Below are 16891 nucleotides of genomic sequence, written 5' to 3' on the forward strand. Positions count from 1 at the left end.
TTTTAATTTTTTTATATTTTTATTTTTTTTTTTTTTAAATTTTTTATTTTTTTTTTTAAAAAAATATTTTTTTATTTTTTTTTTTTTTTTTTTTTTTTTTTTTTTTTTAATCAATTGACTAATCAAGTGATAAAGAGGAGGAATTTTTATGTATACAATTCCAGGACATCACCACATTTCTATGGTGACTAAAAATGCGAAAATGAATAATAATTTTTATCGAGATGTTTTAGGATTACGCCGAGTGAAAAAGACGGTCAATCAAGATAATCCATTTATGTATCATTTGTTTTATGGCGATTTAACAGGAAGTGCCGGAACTGAATTATCATTTTTTGAAATGCCGAATGTAGGAAGAACAATCCGTGGTACAAATGCAATAACGCAAATAGGTTTGCTCGTACCTTCAATAGAAAGCCTTACATTTTGGAAGAGACGTTTTGAGTCGCTTCAGGTGGCGCATGGGGAAATTACAACTTACGCCGGCCGAGACGCACTGCACTTTGAAGATCCAGATGGCCTACGGTTAGTACTATTAAATAATAACGGTGAAGAGGTGCCTGAATATTGGACTGCATGGGATGAATCTTCTGTAGAGCAGAAGCATCGTATTTTAGGCATGGGAACAGTTGAAATGACAGTGCGCAGTTTAAATAAATTATCAAAAACATTAACAGGCTTGTTTAGTTATAAAGAAGTATCTCGTTCAGACGATGAGGGGATTTATCAATCTATTGCTGGTCAATCTTTTGGGGAAATTTTGGTGAAACAGCAAGAGGGAGAGAGTGAAAGACCTGGAAAAGGAAGTATTCATCATTTAGCTATTCGTGTAAAAAATGATGAAGAACTGATTTATTGGAATGAAGCTGTGAAAAATAAAGGGTTCCAATCAACAGGGATTATCGATCGTTTTTATTTTAAAAGTTTATATTTCCGTGAGTCAAATGGAATTTTATTTGAGATTGCGACGGATGGACCAGGATTTACTGTAGATTCAGCAGTTGCTGATTTAGGAAAAGAGCTGGATTTACCACCATTTTTAGAAGAGAGAAGAAAAGAGATTGAAGAGAAATTAATACCACTTGATTAAAAGGGAGAGGACAACTATGGAACAATACCGTATTGATGTAAGTAAAGGAATTGAATTTGGATTATATTCAATTGGAGATCACATTTTAAATCCGCATAATGGTTCGAAAATAAGTGCAGAAAAAAGAATTCAGGAACTAATTGAAACAGCTAAGTTAGCAGATGAAGCTGGACTTGATGTGTTTGCTGTCGGTGAAAGTCATCAAGCGCATTTTACAACGCAAGCTCATACAGTTATTTTAGGAGCTATTGCACAAGCTACGAAAAATATTAAAATAGCGAGTTCTGCAACAGTATTAAGCACGTCAGATCCGGTTCGTGTATATGAGGATTTTGCTACAATCGATTTAATTTCTAATGGTCGTGCGGAAATCGTTGCTGGTCGTGGATCTCGTATTGGGGGATATAGTTTACTGGGTTACGATGTAAATTATTATGAAGAACTATTTGAAGAGAAGATGGATCTTTTATTAAAAATAAATAAAGAAGAAAGTGTAACATGGAAAGGGCAGTTTAGAACGCCGCTTGAACATGCGACAATTATACCGAGAGCTAAAAATAACAATATGCCAATTTGGCGTGCTGTTGGAGGGCCACCTGCTAGTGCAATTAAGGCAGGACACGCAGGTGTACCAATGATGCTTACGACACTTGGTGGCCCAGCTATTAATTTTAAAGTTTCGGTGGATGCATATCGTGAAGCTGCTCAGCAAAGTGGCTTTGATCCAGCAACATTACCAATTGCAACAACAAGTTTATTTTATACAGCAAAAAATTCACAAGATGCACTTAGTGAATATTATCCCCATATTCATGCTGGTATGCTTGCACTACGTGGTGGTGGGTATCCAAAACAACAATTTACTAATGCAGTAGATTATCGTGACGCGTTAATGATTGGTAGCCCGCAACAAATTATTGAAAAAATGCTGTATCAACATGAGTTATTTGGGCAACAACGTTTTATGGCGCAGATTGATTTTGGCGGTGTACCATTTGATAAGATTGAAAAAAACATCGAATTAATTGCAACTGAAATTATGCCGGCTGTTAGAAAGCACATAGCAAAATAATTGAAAAATACCGGGAGTCTAGCTGACTCTCGGTATTTTTTATGTTAATTCAGTTTGAAAAAATGACGAAAAAATGAATTTTTAGTCTAAAAAAGGAAAGGATTTTTCTATTTGTGAATAACAATATTCTTAATTTGAATTTTAGAAATACATTTTTCTCTTGACAAAAATGTAGCGTATTTCCAGGTTTGATTTGAGGACATTTTTTAAGAGGAAAGTCAAGCGTATGAAGAGAAAAACGTAATATTATTGATATAAGAGTATGTTGTATGTTTGAAAAACACGTTTTTTAAATGTGAGAAATCTAATTCGAAAAAATTACAAAAGACATATTTCAGACAAAATCCTGTCAATAATACGTCAAAAATCACCTGAATTTATTATGTAAGTATATTATACAATTCGATTAACGAATAAAACACTACTGAAATAGTGAAAAGGTAAATCGGATGAAGAAAGTTCTTTTGTAATTATCTAAAAAACTGACAATCTATATTTTCAGAAAGTACATAAACGAATTTATCTTTTTGTATTTCCAAATGATTGAATTGTTCGTTATGAAGTGAATTCAATCAATATTACGATATAAAAAATTATGAAGGAAGTGAATTTAGCATGGAAACGCTCGAATTGGCACGAATACAATTTGCATCTACAACGATTTTTCATTACTTTTTCGTTCCGCTATCTATTGGTTTAGCTTTTATCATTGCGTTAATGCAAACGTTGTATGTGGTAAAGGGACAAGAAGTTTATAAGAAGATGACAAAGTTTTGGACACAAATATTCCTTGTTAACTTTGCAGTAGGTGTTGTAACAGGTATTTTACAAGAATTTCAGTTTGGTATGAACTGGTCAACATATTCACGTTTTGTTGGTGATGTTTTCGGACCGTCACTGGCAATTGAAGGTTTATTAGCATTTTTCATTGAGTCTACATTCCTAGGTTTATGGGTATTCGGTGAGGATAAACTTCCGAAGCGAGTTCACCTTTTATGTATTTGGCTCCTCTCAATAGGAACAATGTTATCAGCATTTTGGATTTTAACTGCAAATGCATTTATGCAAGCTCCAGTAGGATATGAAATGGCAGCAGATGGGCGTGCACAAATGAATGATTTCTTGGCGATTATTCAAAATCCACAATTATGGGTGCAATTCCCGCATACAATTACAGCGGCACTTGCAACAGGCGCATTCTTTATTGCTGGTGTCAGTGCATGGAAAATTGCAAAACAACAAGAGACGGAAGTGTTTAAGAAGTCTTTCCGAGTTTCTATCGTTGTTGGAACAATTTCAACAGCATTGGTATTATTTTTCGGTCATGCACAAGCGCAAAATTTAATTAAGACACATCCGATGAAAATGGCCGCAGCTGAAGCGTTATGGAATACGAGTGAGGACCCAGCGCCATTTACAGTATTTGCGAAAATTGATACAGAGAAGAAAGAAAATTCGTTTGAAATTCAAATTCCTTACATGCTAAGTCTATTGTCATACGATAAATTTAGTGGTCAAGTAGAAGGGATGAATCAAATTCAAAAACAATATGAAGAAAAATATGGACCTGGAGATTATATTCCGCCAGTACATACTATGTTCTGGAGTTTTAGAGCGATGGTAATGAGTGGAACATTTATGCTTCTTCTAGGAGCGTACGGCTGGTTCTTATCAAGAAAAGATCGCTTAACTGAAAAACCTTGGTATTTAAAAATAATGGTATATGCAATTGCACTACCGTTTATCGGTAATACAGTAGGATGGGTTATGACCGAAATGGGACGTCAGCCGTGGGTTGTCTTCGGTGTTATGAAAACAGAAGATGCTGTATCTCCAAACGTTACTTTTGGAGAAGTATTATTCTCTCTTATTTCATTCACATCACTATATTTAATTATCGGAGGAATTTCTATTTACTTATTCGTTCGTATCATTAAAGGTCATGCGAATAAGAAAGCGAAAAAGGATTATCAAAGCCATGATCCATTTGATAAGGAGGAAGAGTATGTTATCTCTTAATGAGTTATGGTTTCTAATTATTTCAACTTTATTCGTTGGATTCTTTGTACTTGAAGGTTTCGATTTTGGTGTAGGAATAGTTTCAAGGTTTTTAGGAAAGAACGATTTAGAAAAGCGTATATATTTAAATACAATTGGACCGTTTTGGCACGCAAATGAAGTATGGCTTGTTTGTGCTGGTGGTGCTATGTTTGCGGCATTTCCGCACTGGTATGCAACTTTATTTAGTGGGTTCTATATTCCGTTTGTGTTTATGCTTCTTGCTTTAATTATAAGAGGCGTTTCCTTTAAGTTCCGTGCGAAAATAGAAAATCATAAGTGGAAAAGTTTCTGGGATTGGGGCATGTTTCTTGGAAGTATGCTCCCTCCTATACTTTGGGGAGTTGCAATTGCAAACTTCATGGTAGGTGTACCAATTGATGAAAGTAAAAATATGGTAGGCGGATTCGTGAAATTACTTCACCCATTTGCGTTACTTGGAGGAGTTATGTTTCTTCTTCTATGTATTGTTCATGGTTTGCAATTTCTTACTATACGTACAACAGGTACATTACGAGAACGCGCACGTATTGCCGCAACAAAGATTGCACCTTTTGCATTAATAACACTTCTTATTTTTGCAGGTGTAGGGTTATGGAAAACAGATATTTTCACAGCACATGGTTCAGAGTGGCTAATGGTGCCGATTGGAGCTTTTGTAGCGCTATTTGTTTCTACTTTATTAAATAAAAGAAGAAGAGATGGTTGGGCTTTCTTTATGACGAGTTTAACAATCATTTTGCTAAGTGCAAGTGTGTTTATCGGTATGTTCCCGCGTGTCATGATTAGCTCATTAGGAGCGGCGAATGATTTGACAATTTATAATGCGGCATCAGGACCTTATGCATTAAAACTGATGAGCTATTTTTCTCTTGCTATTTTACCGTTTGTTATCGGTAGTCAAATATGGAGTTTCTATGTATTTAGACAACCTGTTAAGTCAGACAAAGATTTGGAGTACTAATGAAAAGAAAAAGAGGACTTCCGTCGTATCCTGGTAGCCGAGTTTTATATGTAACTTTAACCTTTATTAGCATTTTAGAGGCGTGTAGTATTATTGCACAGACAGTGTTTTTAGCACGAGCAATCACATTTTTATTTCATGGAGAAACAGTGCAAGCTGTGCTAAATGAAACTGTGTATTTTGGGATTACGTTTGCAGTACGCCAAATGTTGGTGCGAACATCGCAAATATTGGTTGAGCGTTTCGCTGAAAAAACAGGATTGGCATTACGTAAACAACTAATAGAAGCGTATTTTACATTAGGGCCGAGATTTGTCCAAACGAATGGAACTGGTCATTTGGTTACTTTATCGATTGAAGGTATAGAGAAATTCAAAACATATATTGAATTGACAATTCCTAAAATGATTAGAAGTAGTATCGTACCAGGACTAATTGTTCTATATGTTTTTACACTGGACATTAAGTCAGGAATCATTTTAGTTGTAACGATTCCTATTGTGATTATATTTATGATCCTTTTAGGATTAGCAGCGCAGAAAATGGCGGATAGCCAATATGAAACATATCGTGTACTTTCTAATCATTTTGTAGATACATTAAAAGGGTTAGAAACATTAAAGTATTTAGGGAAAAGTAAACAGCACGAAGGAAAGATTGAAAAAGTAAGTAAACGATATAGAAAAGCAACGATGCGTACTTTGCGAGTTGCTTTTCTTTCTTCTTTTGCATTAGATTTCTTTACGAGTTTATCAATTGCATTTGTAGCAGTCGGGTTAGGAATACGGTTAATAGATGGGACGATTATACTGTTACCAGCTCTTACAATTTTAATTTTAGCGCCGGAATATTTTCTGCCGATTAAGCAAGTTGGAGCGAATTATCATGCTACATTAGATGGACAACTTGCGATCGAGCAAATAGAAGAGATTTTACAGAAGCAAAAAGGAATAGAAATGAAAGATTCAAATGTAGATATAGTATGGAACTCCTCTAGTAGCTTGAAATTAAAAGATGTAAAAGTAAATAATGATGAATCTGAAAAGGCTATGTTGGAGGGAATCGATTTTACTTGGCAAGGTAACGGTGCTATAGGCGTTATTGGTGAAAGTGGGGCAGGGAAATCAACGTTAATCGATGTATTAGCAGGATTTTTATCTCCTTCGGCTGGGAAGATGTTAGTAAATGGTGTTGAAATTGACGGATCTACTCGTGAAGATTGGCAAAAGAATATTGCTTATATTCCGCAGCAACCATATATTTTTCCGCTTTCATTAAAAGATAATATTTGTTTCTATGAAACAAATACAACTGATGAAGAAGTTGAGAGAGTTATTAATGAAGTAGGTCTTCGTTCGCTCGTTGCATCATTACCCAATGGGATGTATGAAATAATTGGAGAAGGTGGGCGTATGCTTAGCGGCGGACAAGAACAACGTGTCGCTATGGCACGTGCACTTTTAAGTAAAAAGCCAATCATTTTATTAGATGAACCTACAGCACATCTTGATATTGAAACTGAATTTGAAATAAAGCAATCGATGTTACATCTGTTTGAAGGAAAGTTAGTATTTCTTGCAACACATCGTCTACATTGGATGAAGCAAATGGATCATATTCTTATTTTAAATAAAGGGAAAATTATAGAAAGCGGAACATATGAAGAACTTTTAACGAATGAGACATTACATTTTCATAGCGAAGAGAGGGGAGAGCGATGAGTAACTGGATTAAGCCTTATATACAGCAAAATAAAGGTAGAATGACTTTGACTATTTTCCTTGGACTTCTTGGAGTTAGTTCGAGTGCGATGTTGCTTTTTATTTCAGGTTATTTAATATCTAAATCTGCTCTCAGACCAGAAAATGTAATGGCTGTATATGTTCCTATTGTTGCAACGCGTGCATTTAGTATAGGGCAAGCGGTCTTTCATTATTTAGAGCGTTTAGTTGGGCATGATGTTGTACTACGTATATTAGAAAAAATGAGAACGAAACTATATAGAATTGTAGAACCACAGGCGTTATTCTTCCGCTCACGCTTTCAAACTGGTGATGTACTAGGTGTATTGTCTGAGGATATTGAACATTTACAGAATCTATATTTACGAACAATATTTCCTAGTATATTAGCGCTAGTTGTATATAGCATCTTCGTACTTGTTATCGGTGCATTTGATTTAGTATTCGCACTCATTGCAGGCTGTATGTTAGCTATTATCGTTTTTCTTCTTCCCTTTGTATCACTGCTTTTAATGAAACAAAATCATATCGCTTTGAAGCAAGGAAGAAATCGTTTGTATCAACAATTGACAGATGCAGTATTTGGGTTATCTGATTGGCAGGCGAGTGGTAGAAAAAATGAATTTATTAATGCGTATGTAGAGCAAAATGATCAATTGTTAAAAACAGAGAAGAGAGTGAAACGCTGGTATCATATTCGAGACAGTCTCATTCATTTAGTAGTAGGTATTGTAGTTATTTCAATGATTATATGGACTGGGAATGAAGCGGCAAGGGAACAAATTGCTCCTACAGTTATCGCGGCCTTCGTATTAATGACTTTATCGGTAACGAATGCGCTTATTCCTATTTCAGATGCCATCGATCGAATCCCATTGTATGTAGAATCTGCTCATCGTCTTAATGGTGTAGAAAGTGATAGTGTTTTACATGATGAAATGGATTTGCATGGAGATAAAGATTACGTTGCACCAAAACATGTAGATATTGAACTGAATCATATATCGTATAGTTACCCAGATAGTAACGAGACTGTATTAAAAGACATATCGTTACAAATAAAAGCAGGAAAGAAAATTGCTATTTTAGGTAGAAGTGGGACAGGGAAATCTACTTTACTAAAATTGTTAACAGGGGCGTTAAGTCCGGTAAATGGCCAAGTTTTATTGAATGGTGAACAAGCGCATACGAATCTTTTATCCGAATATATTTCTGTATTAAATCAAAAACCGCATTTGTTCGATACGTCAATTGGAAATAATGTGCGAATCGGTAAACCAGAGGCTAATGATGAAGAGATATGGAAAGCTTTAGAGAAAGCACAGCTAGCTTCACATATTGCATCTCTTCCTGATGGATTACAAACAAAAATGCATGAAATGGGAAAGAGGTTTTCTGGCGGAGAAAGGCAAAGGGTAGCATTTGCAAGAACCCTTATGCAAGAAACACCAATTATTGTACTTGATGAACCGACTATCGGTTTAGATCCTAAAACGGAATTAGCCTTAATAGAAACAATGTTTTCTGCAACAGAAGAAAAGACTGTTCTCTGGATTACACATCACCTTGTAGGAATTGAACATGTAGATGAAGTTATTTTCCTTGATAGTGGTCAAATCGCTATGCAAGGTAGCCATGAACAGTTACTGAAAGAAAATGAGAAATATCGTAGCCTATATGAGCTCGATAAAGTGAAATTATAAAAGGAAGAAAAACACAAATTCTTGACAGTTCAAGGTTTGTGTTTTTTTTATTTGTGGTCAAATCATATAGGGCGTATAAGCTAGTTGAACATTGAATGGTTATATATTGTTAGAAAGGGTGTTTAAAACCTAGTCTTTCAAGGCAATACTGAGCCATAGTGAAAGGAATGTTGGAAGGCGTGATTATATGTTTGAAGAGGATGGCATTGTGTTAATTATGGAGCCTGCTGATGAACGGAATATGAGGAAATTTATTTTTACTGTACCGAAGTCAGTTTATGAAAAAAAGGGGATTATATTACATTATGGAACACCTTTAGGCCAAGGATATACGGACATTATAGAAGATATTATTAGTGTACATATAGAAATAGATATTGTAACGATCATAGGACATGTAAGTGGATAAAGAGAAACTTTAATTAGTGAGAGTTATACGTACCTCGAAAACAGATGTACTTAAAATAAGTATGTCTGTTTTTATATTTAAATGAAGATAGTTTCGAGGTGAAAATGAAAAAATGTATGATAAATTGTTCGAAGTACATGTTGAACAGGATAATAATGATTTTTCTAGAATGTATAAGAGAAAGATTAAAAAATAAGATATGATGCGATAAGGTGTATAAGAAGAAAATAAAGTGTTTATAAATGAATAAAAGTATGATAATTATTTAGGAGGTCAAAATGAAGTTTACAAAAACAATGCTACTTTCAATTGTAGTTTCAATTGGGTTGATGGGATGTTCGCTAGTAGAGGGAGGGAAGAACTCTATAGATTATGCTCAAAAAGCGACAGACTATGTAAATGAAATAAGTGCATTTGCAAATGAAGCACCAGCATTAGCTGAAAAGGCTGTTAATGATGGAGAAGCTCGAAAAGAACTAGAAACGAAACTTACTGAAATTAAACAAGATATACCAGCTTTTAATGAATTAACACCACCGGATGTAGCGAAGGATCTTCACCAGCAAATCGTCGGATATAATGAAAAGTTAAATACATTAATTGATACATCTATGCAAAAGATAGAGGAAGGAAAAATGAATGTAGAGCAGTTTAAAGACTCCGAGCTTATGCAGACGATAGAACAAGTTCGTGATTTGAAAGATAAGGTTCAAAACTTAGGGCAATAGCAAAAGGATCCGTTTATCATAAACGGATCCTTTTGCTATTGTATACAATAGACGATTACACCAATGACAATAATAATATTGCCAATGACTTTTCGTTTCGTTATTTTCTCCCCTAGGAAGTACCAACCGAAAATTAATATAATGATATAACTTAATGATTCTAATGCAGATGCTTGCTTTAATGCCAAGCCTTTTAGAGCGATCACATTCAATCCGGCGTTAATTACAAATAAAAAGTAGCCGATGATAACATAAGGATTCACATATTCTTTTATTCTAGAATCGTATTGTTGTAAAGTAGCCTTTTTTAATAATATTTGTGAGTAATTGGCTAAAATTATCCCGAAAATAAATAATAACATATAACTATTCATCTTTTGTCACCACCACAATCCCGACGATAATAATAGCTGCACCAAGTATGTGATTCCAATGTATCTTATCTCCGAATAGGAATACTGACCATAGCATAGACCACAGTATTATAATTCCGCGGTGTGAATATGCTTTAGAAATTTCAAAATTCTTAATGACTTGTTGCCATAGAATTGCATATCCGAATAAAAGTACAACAAGTCCAAAGTAAGCAATAAAAAATGAAATTGATGCAATAGGGAATTGAGCTGCCCATTTCATGTAAACCATAATGATAGAATATATCAAGAAGGCCACATGTAAAAATACATAGTTTTTAATAGTTGGTTTCATATATTCACTCTCTTTTACATTTATATACACATATGTAAACTCGATGTATATAATCAATAGCTTCTTATTATATATAGAAGGCATATTGAAATGATTTTTGTTTATTCCTTCACATTCCAAAATATATAGTATCATGTCTTTTAATGTAAAACAATAGAAGGTCATACGTAGCTATAGAGTTGAAATAGAGGTAGTAGTGTTAGATTTTCCACTGTTCTATAATTTGTATCGTTTTATTTGTTGCATCCATCTCTACTTGAATACCTATTGGTAAAGTAATCATTGGATGAGTATGACAACAATCAAAATCGGCTAAAAAAGGGATTTTTTGATCTTGTAATACTTCTAATAGTATTTCGTAAGGTTTTCGATTTGTACCACAATCATCGAATTGCTCATGTTTTCCAAGGATGATACCTGAAACTTTATCAAAAACGCCGTTAATTTTAAGTAATGAAAAACTTCTTTCGATAGTAGATGCAAATTTTGAGCTATCTTCAATAAAGAGAATGTCACCTTCTTGAATATGTGGCATATAGGGGCTACCAAAAATACCTTGTATAGTGTTTAAATTCCCACCAATAATACGTCCAGTAGCTTTTCCACCGATCACTGAAATCCAATTGTTAGGTCGAAGTTCTTTTTCTTTCGTTTTTTCTTCCCAATTAATAAATTCATCTGACCAAAATAATGGCTGGTTTATGTTGTAAGGAAGGTGTTGATCAGTTAATACAGTATCCGCAAAATATTTGTACGTGCAATCTACGAAAGGCTCAAATTCACCAAAAGAAGGAACGAGTGCTGGACCGTAAAATGTAGGAATTCCTGTTTTTGCATAAATTCCTAGTAATAGCGCTGTTGCATCTGAATAGCCAATCATTATTTTTGGTTTTTTTTTAAAAGAATCATAATCAATATAAGGTAATAATGAATTTGAATTCATTCCCCCAATTGTTGACATGATACAAGAAACGTTTGGGTTTCTAATCAATTCATTTAGTTCCTCAGTACGATCTTTAATGCTTCCTGAACGATAATAATCATATTGACCTGTTAGTGAGCCTTCTAAAATACGAAATCCTTTCTTTTGTAAGTATAATTTTGCTCGTTCAAATCTTTTTGGAGAAGTATAGGTTACTGGTGAAGAGGGAGAGTAGATGCCGATTGTATCGCCATATTTTAATGCTTTTGGAAGTATCATTTGTATAAATCCTTTCTATTATATAGTGTTTTCGAACTTTTTGTTATTGAATATTCTTATATTTCGTTATTTTTAGTGTAACACATATGAAAAAGAGAAAGGGGTTGAAATAATAATCGCTGTAGATGAATAAATATACTTTTTACCTTGACGATATAAAGTAATTGTTGTTATGGTTAAACATGAGTGTATAAAAGGTTTGCTAAAGGAGTTTTAGAATGAAGTGGTTAAAATGGGGAAGATTAACAATCCTATTAGTAGTAATTCTGGGTATATGTTGGTTCTTTTTCCAGGGAGTTCAAAAGAGTGAAACAAATGTAGATACTCAGCCTTTACAAGTGGCAGAGCTACCTAAAACAGGGCTATCTGAAAAAGTAGTTCCACCAAAATATATACCACCAGAAATTGATGCAAAAGCAGCTATTATTATCGATGCGAGTAATGGAGAAGTTATTTATCAAAATAATGAAAATGAAGCTGTTGCCCCTGCTAGTATGTCGAAAATGATGACGGCATATCTCGTTTTAGAGAGTATACATAATGGGAAAGTCCGCTGGGAAGATCCAGTGAAAATAAGTGAAAAATCGGCACAAACAGAGGGTGCAAAAATCCCAATGCAAGTAAATGATACATTAACTGTTAAGGACTTATATCATGCGTTAATGATTGAATCGGCTAATAATTCGGCTGTCGCTTTAGTAGAACATGTAGCTAAGACAGAAAAAAACTTTGTTCAACTTATGAACGAAAAAGCAAAGCAGTTAGAAATGTCAGATAAAGCTAAATTCGCGAATGCTTCCGGGTTGCAGGAGCCCGACGGAAGTGAAACAAAAATGACAGCAGCTGACGTAGCGAAATTAGCGTATCATCTTATAAAAGACTACCCGGAGATATTAGAAGTGACTCACTTACGTCAAAGTCAGTTAGCATTTAATAATATTAATGTTACAAACACAAATGAGATGTTAAACAAAAATAATAAAGCTTTATATATAGAAGGAATAGACGGTTTAAAAACAGGGTTTACAGATAGCGCAGGGTATTGTTTTACAGGTACTGCAAAGCAAGGCGATAATCGCATTATTACAGTTGTTATGGGGACAAAAAGTAAAACAAAACGTTTTACAGAAACAAATAAATTAATGTCCTATGCATTTCAATTGCTTAATTAGGTGAAGAAAGAAGTAAATTAGATTGTTATAAAATAAAGTAGACAGTTTATCGAACCTTGATGTTGGTGACAATAGACTGTTTTTTTTATTCTTTGACGAATTGGGAGTAAAAACTTAAGTGATATCATTTGAGTTTGTTTTTGTTTGTTGATATTATTAAGTTAAGAACTTATTATTAATAAGTTTAGGGGTATTATATGCTTCATACATATGATATTGCCTCAAATAAAAATTGGAGGGAATTGTGATGGCAAAAGATTTTTACTCAGCAATTGAAGACAGAAGATCTATTTACGCGATTAGTAAAGAGCAAGTAGTTTCTGATGAAAGAATTCAAGAAGTGATTTATCATGCTGTGAAACATACACCTTCGGCTTTTAATTCTCAAAGTGCAAGAGTTGTTGTATTACTAGGTGAACAACACGACAAATTATGGGATGCTACGAAAGAAACGTTACGAAAAATTGTACCTGAAAATAATTTTGCACCTACGGAAGAGAAAATGAATGCATTTAGAAGTGGCTATGGGACAGTTTTGTATTTTGAAGATAGTAAAGTAGTAGAAAGTTTGCAAGAGAACTTTGCACTATACAAAGATAATTTTCCTACATGGTCTCAGCAATCTTCTGGAATGTTGCAATTTGCGATTTGGACAGCGTTAGAGATTGAAGGTTTTGGTGCTACATTGCAGCATTATAATCCGTTGATTGATGAAGAAGTAAGAAAAGAATGGGATGTACCTGAAAACTGGAAGTTAACTGCGCAAATACCGTTTGGTAAACCGGTAGTTTCGGCAGGAGATAAAGAATATCAGCCATTAGAAACTCGTGTGAAAATTTACAAATAGAATAAAAAATAGAAGGTGAACAGAGATATAATCTGTTCACCTTTTTATACATGGTAGGAGTTTGTATGCTGTATTGTTTTTATCTGTTCTTTTAATTCGTTTTTCTTTGTTTCAATAGCGTGTACCTTTTTAAATGTTGCAAAAGATAATAAGTGAGTAAGTGTATAGTAAAGCTCGATATTATTAGTTATGTGATCGTCTATTATTTTTTCCACAAATGCAACTCCTCTTTTTATGTGACTATACATATTCTATCAACAAAACCCTAATAATTCCATATTTAGCAGAGAAACAAAATAATCAATTGTGTTTTTGGAATGGGAGTGCTCTCAAGTCGGATGAAATTTCATGTTTGAAATCTTACAAATCATCACTTTGTTTAAAATCATACATAGTATTGAGAATTCATTTTCTTAAAATATTATACTATTGATAAATAAGAGGTTTTTTGTCATGATAAGAGTGTGCCTCATGAAAAAGACCTTTCTAGAAAAATATATTGTGTTTATGTATTAGATTAATGGAATTTCCATAGTAGATAGAAAGTGTAAAAACTATATCGAAATAACATAAAAAATTTAAAACTTGATGTAATACATAATAAATTTGAAAAAATCGTTGCAAAAACACACTGTTTAATGGTAAAGTTCACATGAAGTTCACACGGAATTCACTTCAATCGTTTAAAATGAACGACGTGTGAAAAATAAAACTCTTGCTAAAAAATGGAACTGGATGAATATTTTACTTTGATAATATTGTAAAGTACTAAGTTTATAGTTTTTCTCAAGAGGATAGTAGGGAAAGGAAGTAAAGACAACTTATGAAAAAAGTAATCGCAGGTTTAGCAGCAGCATCTGTAGTAGGTGTAGCAGTTCCTGGAATGGATTCTGCTCATGCACAAGTTTCAAATGATGCGCTAAAAGAAATTAATGGACAAACTCAAACTCAAACTCAAACGACTGTAACTGAAACAAAAACGGTAGAAACAACTTCTGAATTAAAATACACAGTAACAGCTGATGTATTAAATGTACGTTCAGGTGCTGGTACAGGACATAACGTTATTTCTAAAGTAAAAGCAGGTCAAGTACTTCAAGTAATTGGACAAGAAAACGGTTGGTTCAAAGTTAGTGTAAATGGTCAAACAGGTTATGTAAGTGGGGACTTCGTAACAACTGGTGGCAATAAAGGAACTACTACTACTGTTCAGCAAGGAACAGGTACTTACACAGTAAACGTTTCTTCACTAAACGTACGTACAGGCCCAAGTGCATCTCATACTGTTTTAGGTTCTGTAAATAAAGGAAAAACAGTTCAAGTTGTAGGTGAAGTTCAAGATTGGTTTAAAATTAACTTCAATGGTGGAACTGGATACGTAAGTAAAGACTTCGTAACAAAAGGTGGTTCAGCTGTATCTAACCAAACTCAGCAACCAACTACAAACAACAACAATACTACTACAGTTCAAACTGGTGGATCATATGTTGTTAACACAGGTGCTTTAAAAGTACGTACAGGTCCAGCTACATATAACCCTGTAATTGGTGGGGTAACAAATGGTACAGTATTAAACGTTACTGGTGCTGAAAATGGTTGGTATAAAATTAACCATAACGGCCGCACTGGTTACGTAAGTGCAGACTTTGTTAAGTTTGTAAAAGGCGGAGTGAACAATGTAGTTACTGGTGGTAACCAAGGTACGAACCAAGGACAAAACCAAGTACAAAAACCAACAGCGCCAACAGGTGGAGATACATCTTCAATCGCTGGATTCGCTAGATCTTTAAATGGTTCAAAATATGTATTTGGTGGTCAAACTACTGCTGGTTTCGACTGCAGTGGATTCATTCACTACGTATTAAATCAAACTGGTCATAAAGGCGCTCGTCAAACAGTTGCTGGATACTGGAGCTCTAAAACAAAAACTAGCAATCCACAACCAGGTGATTTAGTATACTTCTCTAACACATATAAATCAGGTCTTTCTCACATGGGTGTTTACTTAGGAAACGGTCAGTTCATTAGTGCAGAGAATGAAAGTGTGGGTGTAAGAATTAGTTCAATTAATAACTCTTACTGGGCTAAACACCTAACAGGTTACACAAAAGCATACTAAGAAAAAGTAGTTTATATACTACTTTTCGTATAAAGAAAAGGCTTTCCGGGGAAACTTGGGAAGCCTTTTTATAGTTAAATAAATTGGAAGTGTAGTAGTTTTTACTTTAACTTCCCATTTAAAAATCGATCGTATAAGTCATGGAAATAGTTAGGACGAAATAAGTTTGCTGCATGTCCTGCTAAAGGTATTTCCTTATATAGAACGTTTGGAAGAATAGATTTTAAATCGAATAGACAAGATTTATAGAGGTGATCATGTTCTCCCATTACCCATAATATAGGATGGGTAAGTGCTTTTAATTTAGATTTCAAGTCGAATTCTAAGCGATGTCGTAATGACTCAGCAATAATGGACGAGTGTAATTGTAATCCGAAACGGTAATAAATATTTCGTGAAATAACAGCGAACGGATTTGCCCTTAGTATTCCACTTGGAAAAATAGTACTAGCATACTGAGAAAGCCAAGATGAATATTCATCACCACGTTTTTCCCAAAAATTCTGAAAAACATTATATAAACGAGAAGGGTTATTATAATGTCCACCAATATGACAAATGCTCAATACTTTTTCTGGATGCATTTGTGCAAATGTCGTAGAGATATAACAGCCATAGCTTAGAGCACAAATATGAGCCTTTTTAATTCCCTCTTTTTCATACAAATTCAATAATTGATCTACGAGGCGCTGTATTGAAAAGTCGATAGCTTCTCCCTTATCATCTCCGTGGCCTAATAAGTCATAAGTTATAATGTTGTAGGATGCAGAAAATCGTTTATGCTCTTTTTTGAAGGCACGGCGATTTCCAACTAATCCATGAATAAAAATGATTGTTTCCTTTTCAGAATGTTTATTTGTTTGCAAAAAGGATACTCCTTTCAGTAACTGGAGATTTATTTAGTATTATAAATTGGCTAATTAAGAAAAACCGTTATATATATTTTATGCGTAGCCTAGCATTTGCATAGAATAATATTAAGTACCAGGTAATAATATCAGATATTTATATCTGTTGTAAAGATGAGTTTATATGTATATTTTGTAAAAATAGAAAAGTGTGTTTACATTCAGTTTAC

Annotated in this window: 16 protein-coding genes; 11 read left to right on the forward strand and 5 right to left on the reverse strand. The window is 34.0% G+C overall.

The window, feature by feature from the left end:
* The first annotated feature begins 148 nt into the window (after positions 1-148).
* From JDS80_RS13945 to JDS80_RS13980, 8 genes are all read left to right on the forward strand, one after another.
* Positions 149-1090: a ring-cleaving dioxygenase gene (locus JDS80_RS13945; protein WP_098889890.1), complete on the forward strand. Its 942-nt coding sequence runs from the start codon at positions 149-151 to the stop codon at positions 1088-1090.
* 16 nt (positions 1091-1106) lie between these two features.
* Positions 1107-2162, forward strand: coding sequence for an LLM class flavin-dependent oxidoreductase (locus JDS80_RS13950; RefSeq protein ID WP_098889891.1), 1056 nt, complete (start codon positions 1107-1109; stop codon positions 2160-2162).
* Between the two features lie 615 nt (positions 2163-2777).
* Positions 2778-4181 (forward strand): cytochrome ubiquinol oxidase subunit I, encoded by a 1404-nt coding sequence (cydA, locus tag JDS80_RS13955; protein ID WP_071745683.1) that lies wholly within the window; start codon positions 2778-2780, stop codon positions 4179-4181.
* Positions 4168-5184 carry a cytochrome d ubiquinol oxidase subunit II gene (cydB, locus tag JDS80_RS13960; protein WP_071745682.1) on the forward strand — a complete coding sequence of 339 codons (1017 nt, stop codon included), beginning with the start codon at positions 4168-4170 and terminating at the stop codon, positions 5182-5184. Before cydA ends, cydB begins: the two co-directional genes overlap by 14 nt.
* Positions 5184-6905 carry a thiol reductant ABC exporter subunit CydD gene (cydD, locus tag JDS80_RS13965; RefSeq protein ID WP_071769975.1) on the forward strand — a complete coding sequence of 574 codons (1722 nt, stop codon included), beginning with the start codon at positions 5184-5186 and terminating at the stop codon, positions 6903-6905. The genes cydB and cydD overlap by 1 nt, the downstream gene beginning before the upstream one ends.
* Positions 6902-8629, forward strand: a complete 1728-nt coding sequence (cydC, locus tag JDS80_RS13970) for a thiol reductant ABC exporter subunit CydC (protein ID WP_199638941.1) — start codon at positions 6902-6904, stop codon at positions 8627-8629. The genes cydD and cydC overlap by 4 nt, the downstream gene beginning before the upstream one ends.
* 187 nt (positions 8630-8816) lie before the next feature.
* Entirely contained in the window at positions 8817-9038 is a 222-nt protein-coding gene (locus JDS80_RS13975) for a hypothetical protein (protein WP_071745679.1), read from the forward strand.
* Positions 9039-9316: 278 nt separating this feature from the next.
* Complete coding sequence (locus tag JDS80_RS13980) at positions 9317-9766, forward strand: DUF6376 family protein (RefSeq protein ID WP_071745678.1); 450 nt, start codon at positions 9317-9319, stop codon at positions 9764-9766.
* A 35-nt stretch (positions 9767-9801) separates the two neighbouring features.
* On the opposite strand, the gene JDS80_RS13985 is transcribed toward JDS80_RS13980, so the two are convergent.
* The 3 genes from JDS80_RS13985 to JDS80_RS13995 form a co-directional block, all read right to left on the reverse strand.
* A complete protein-coding gene (locus tag JDS80_RS13985; protein ID WP_001089866.1) occupies positions 9802-10140 on the reverse strand; it encodes an EamA family transporter in 339 nt (112 codons plus the stop codon).
* Positions 10133-10474 carry an EamA family transporter gene (locus JDS80_RS13990; RefSeq protein ID WP_000805129.1) on the reverse strand — a complete coding sequence of 114 codons (342 nt, stop codon included), beginning with the start codon at positions 10472-10474 and terminating at the stop codon, positions 10133-10135. Before JDS80_RS13990 ends, JDS80_RS13985 begins: the two co-directional genes overlap by 8 nt.
* A 199-nt stretch (positions 10475-10673) precedes the next feature.
* Positions 10674-11675: a S66 family peptidase gene (locus JDS80_RS13995; protein WP_071745677.1), complete on the reverse strand. Its 1002-nt coding sequence runs from the start codon at positions 11673-11675 to the stop codon at positions 10674-10676.
* A 218-nt stretch (positions 11676-11893) separates the two neighbouring features.
* Between JDS80_RS13995 and JDS80_RS14000 the strand changes: the two genes are divergently transcribed.
* Together JDS80_RS14000 and JDS80_RS14005 are read left to right on the forward strand one after the other, a co-directional pair.
* Positions 11894-12847, forward strand: coding sequence for a D-alanyl-D-alanine carboxypeptidase family protein (locus tag JDS80_RS14000; protein ID WP_199638943.1), 954 nt, complete (start codon positions 11894-11896; stop codon positions 12845-12847).
* A 247-nt stretch (positions 12848-13094) separates the two neighbouring features.
* Entirely contained in the window at positions 13095-13694 is a 600-nt protein-coding gene (locus JDS80_RS14005) for a nitroreductase family protein (protein ID WP_199638945.1), read from the forward strand.
* Between the two features lie 44 nt (positions 13695-13738).
* Here JDS80_RS14005 and JDS80_RS14010 read toward each other — a convergent pair whose 3' ends face one another.
* Positions 13739-13909, reverse strand: a complete 171-nt coding sequence (locus tag JDS80_RS14010) for a hypothetical protein (RefSeq protein ID WP_084667417.1) — start codon at positions 13907-13909, stop codon at positions 13739-13741.
* Between the two features lie 608 nt (positions 13910-14517).
* Here JDS80_RS14010 and entFM point away from each other — a divergent pair.
* Positions 14518-15813 carry an enterotoxin EntFM gene (entFM, locus tag JDS80_RS14015; protein WP_071745674.1) on the forward strand — a complete coding sequence of 432 codons (1296 nt, stop codon included), beginning with the start codon at positions 14518-14520 and terminating at the stop codon, positions 15811-15813.
* Between the two features lie 101 nt (positions 15814-15914).
* Here the strand turns inward: entFM and JDS80_RS14020 are convergent, their stop codons facing one another.
* Positions 15915-16679, reverse strand: coding sequence for an alpha/beta fold hydrolase (locus tag JDS80_RS14020; RefSeq protein ID WP_071745673.1), 765 nt, complete (start codon positions 16677-16679; stop codon positions 15915-15917).
* Positions 16680-16891: the final 212 nt, after the last annotated feature.

The organism is Bacillus cereus group sp. N8 (assembly GCF_016483685.1).
Lineage (GTDB): Bacteria > Bacillota > Bacilli > Bacillales > Bacillaceae_G > Bacillus_A > Bacillus_A proteolyticus.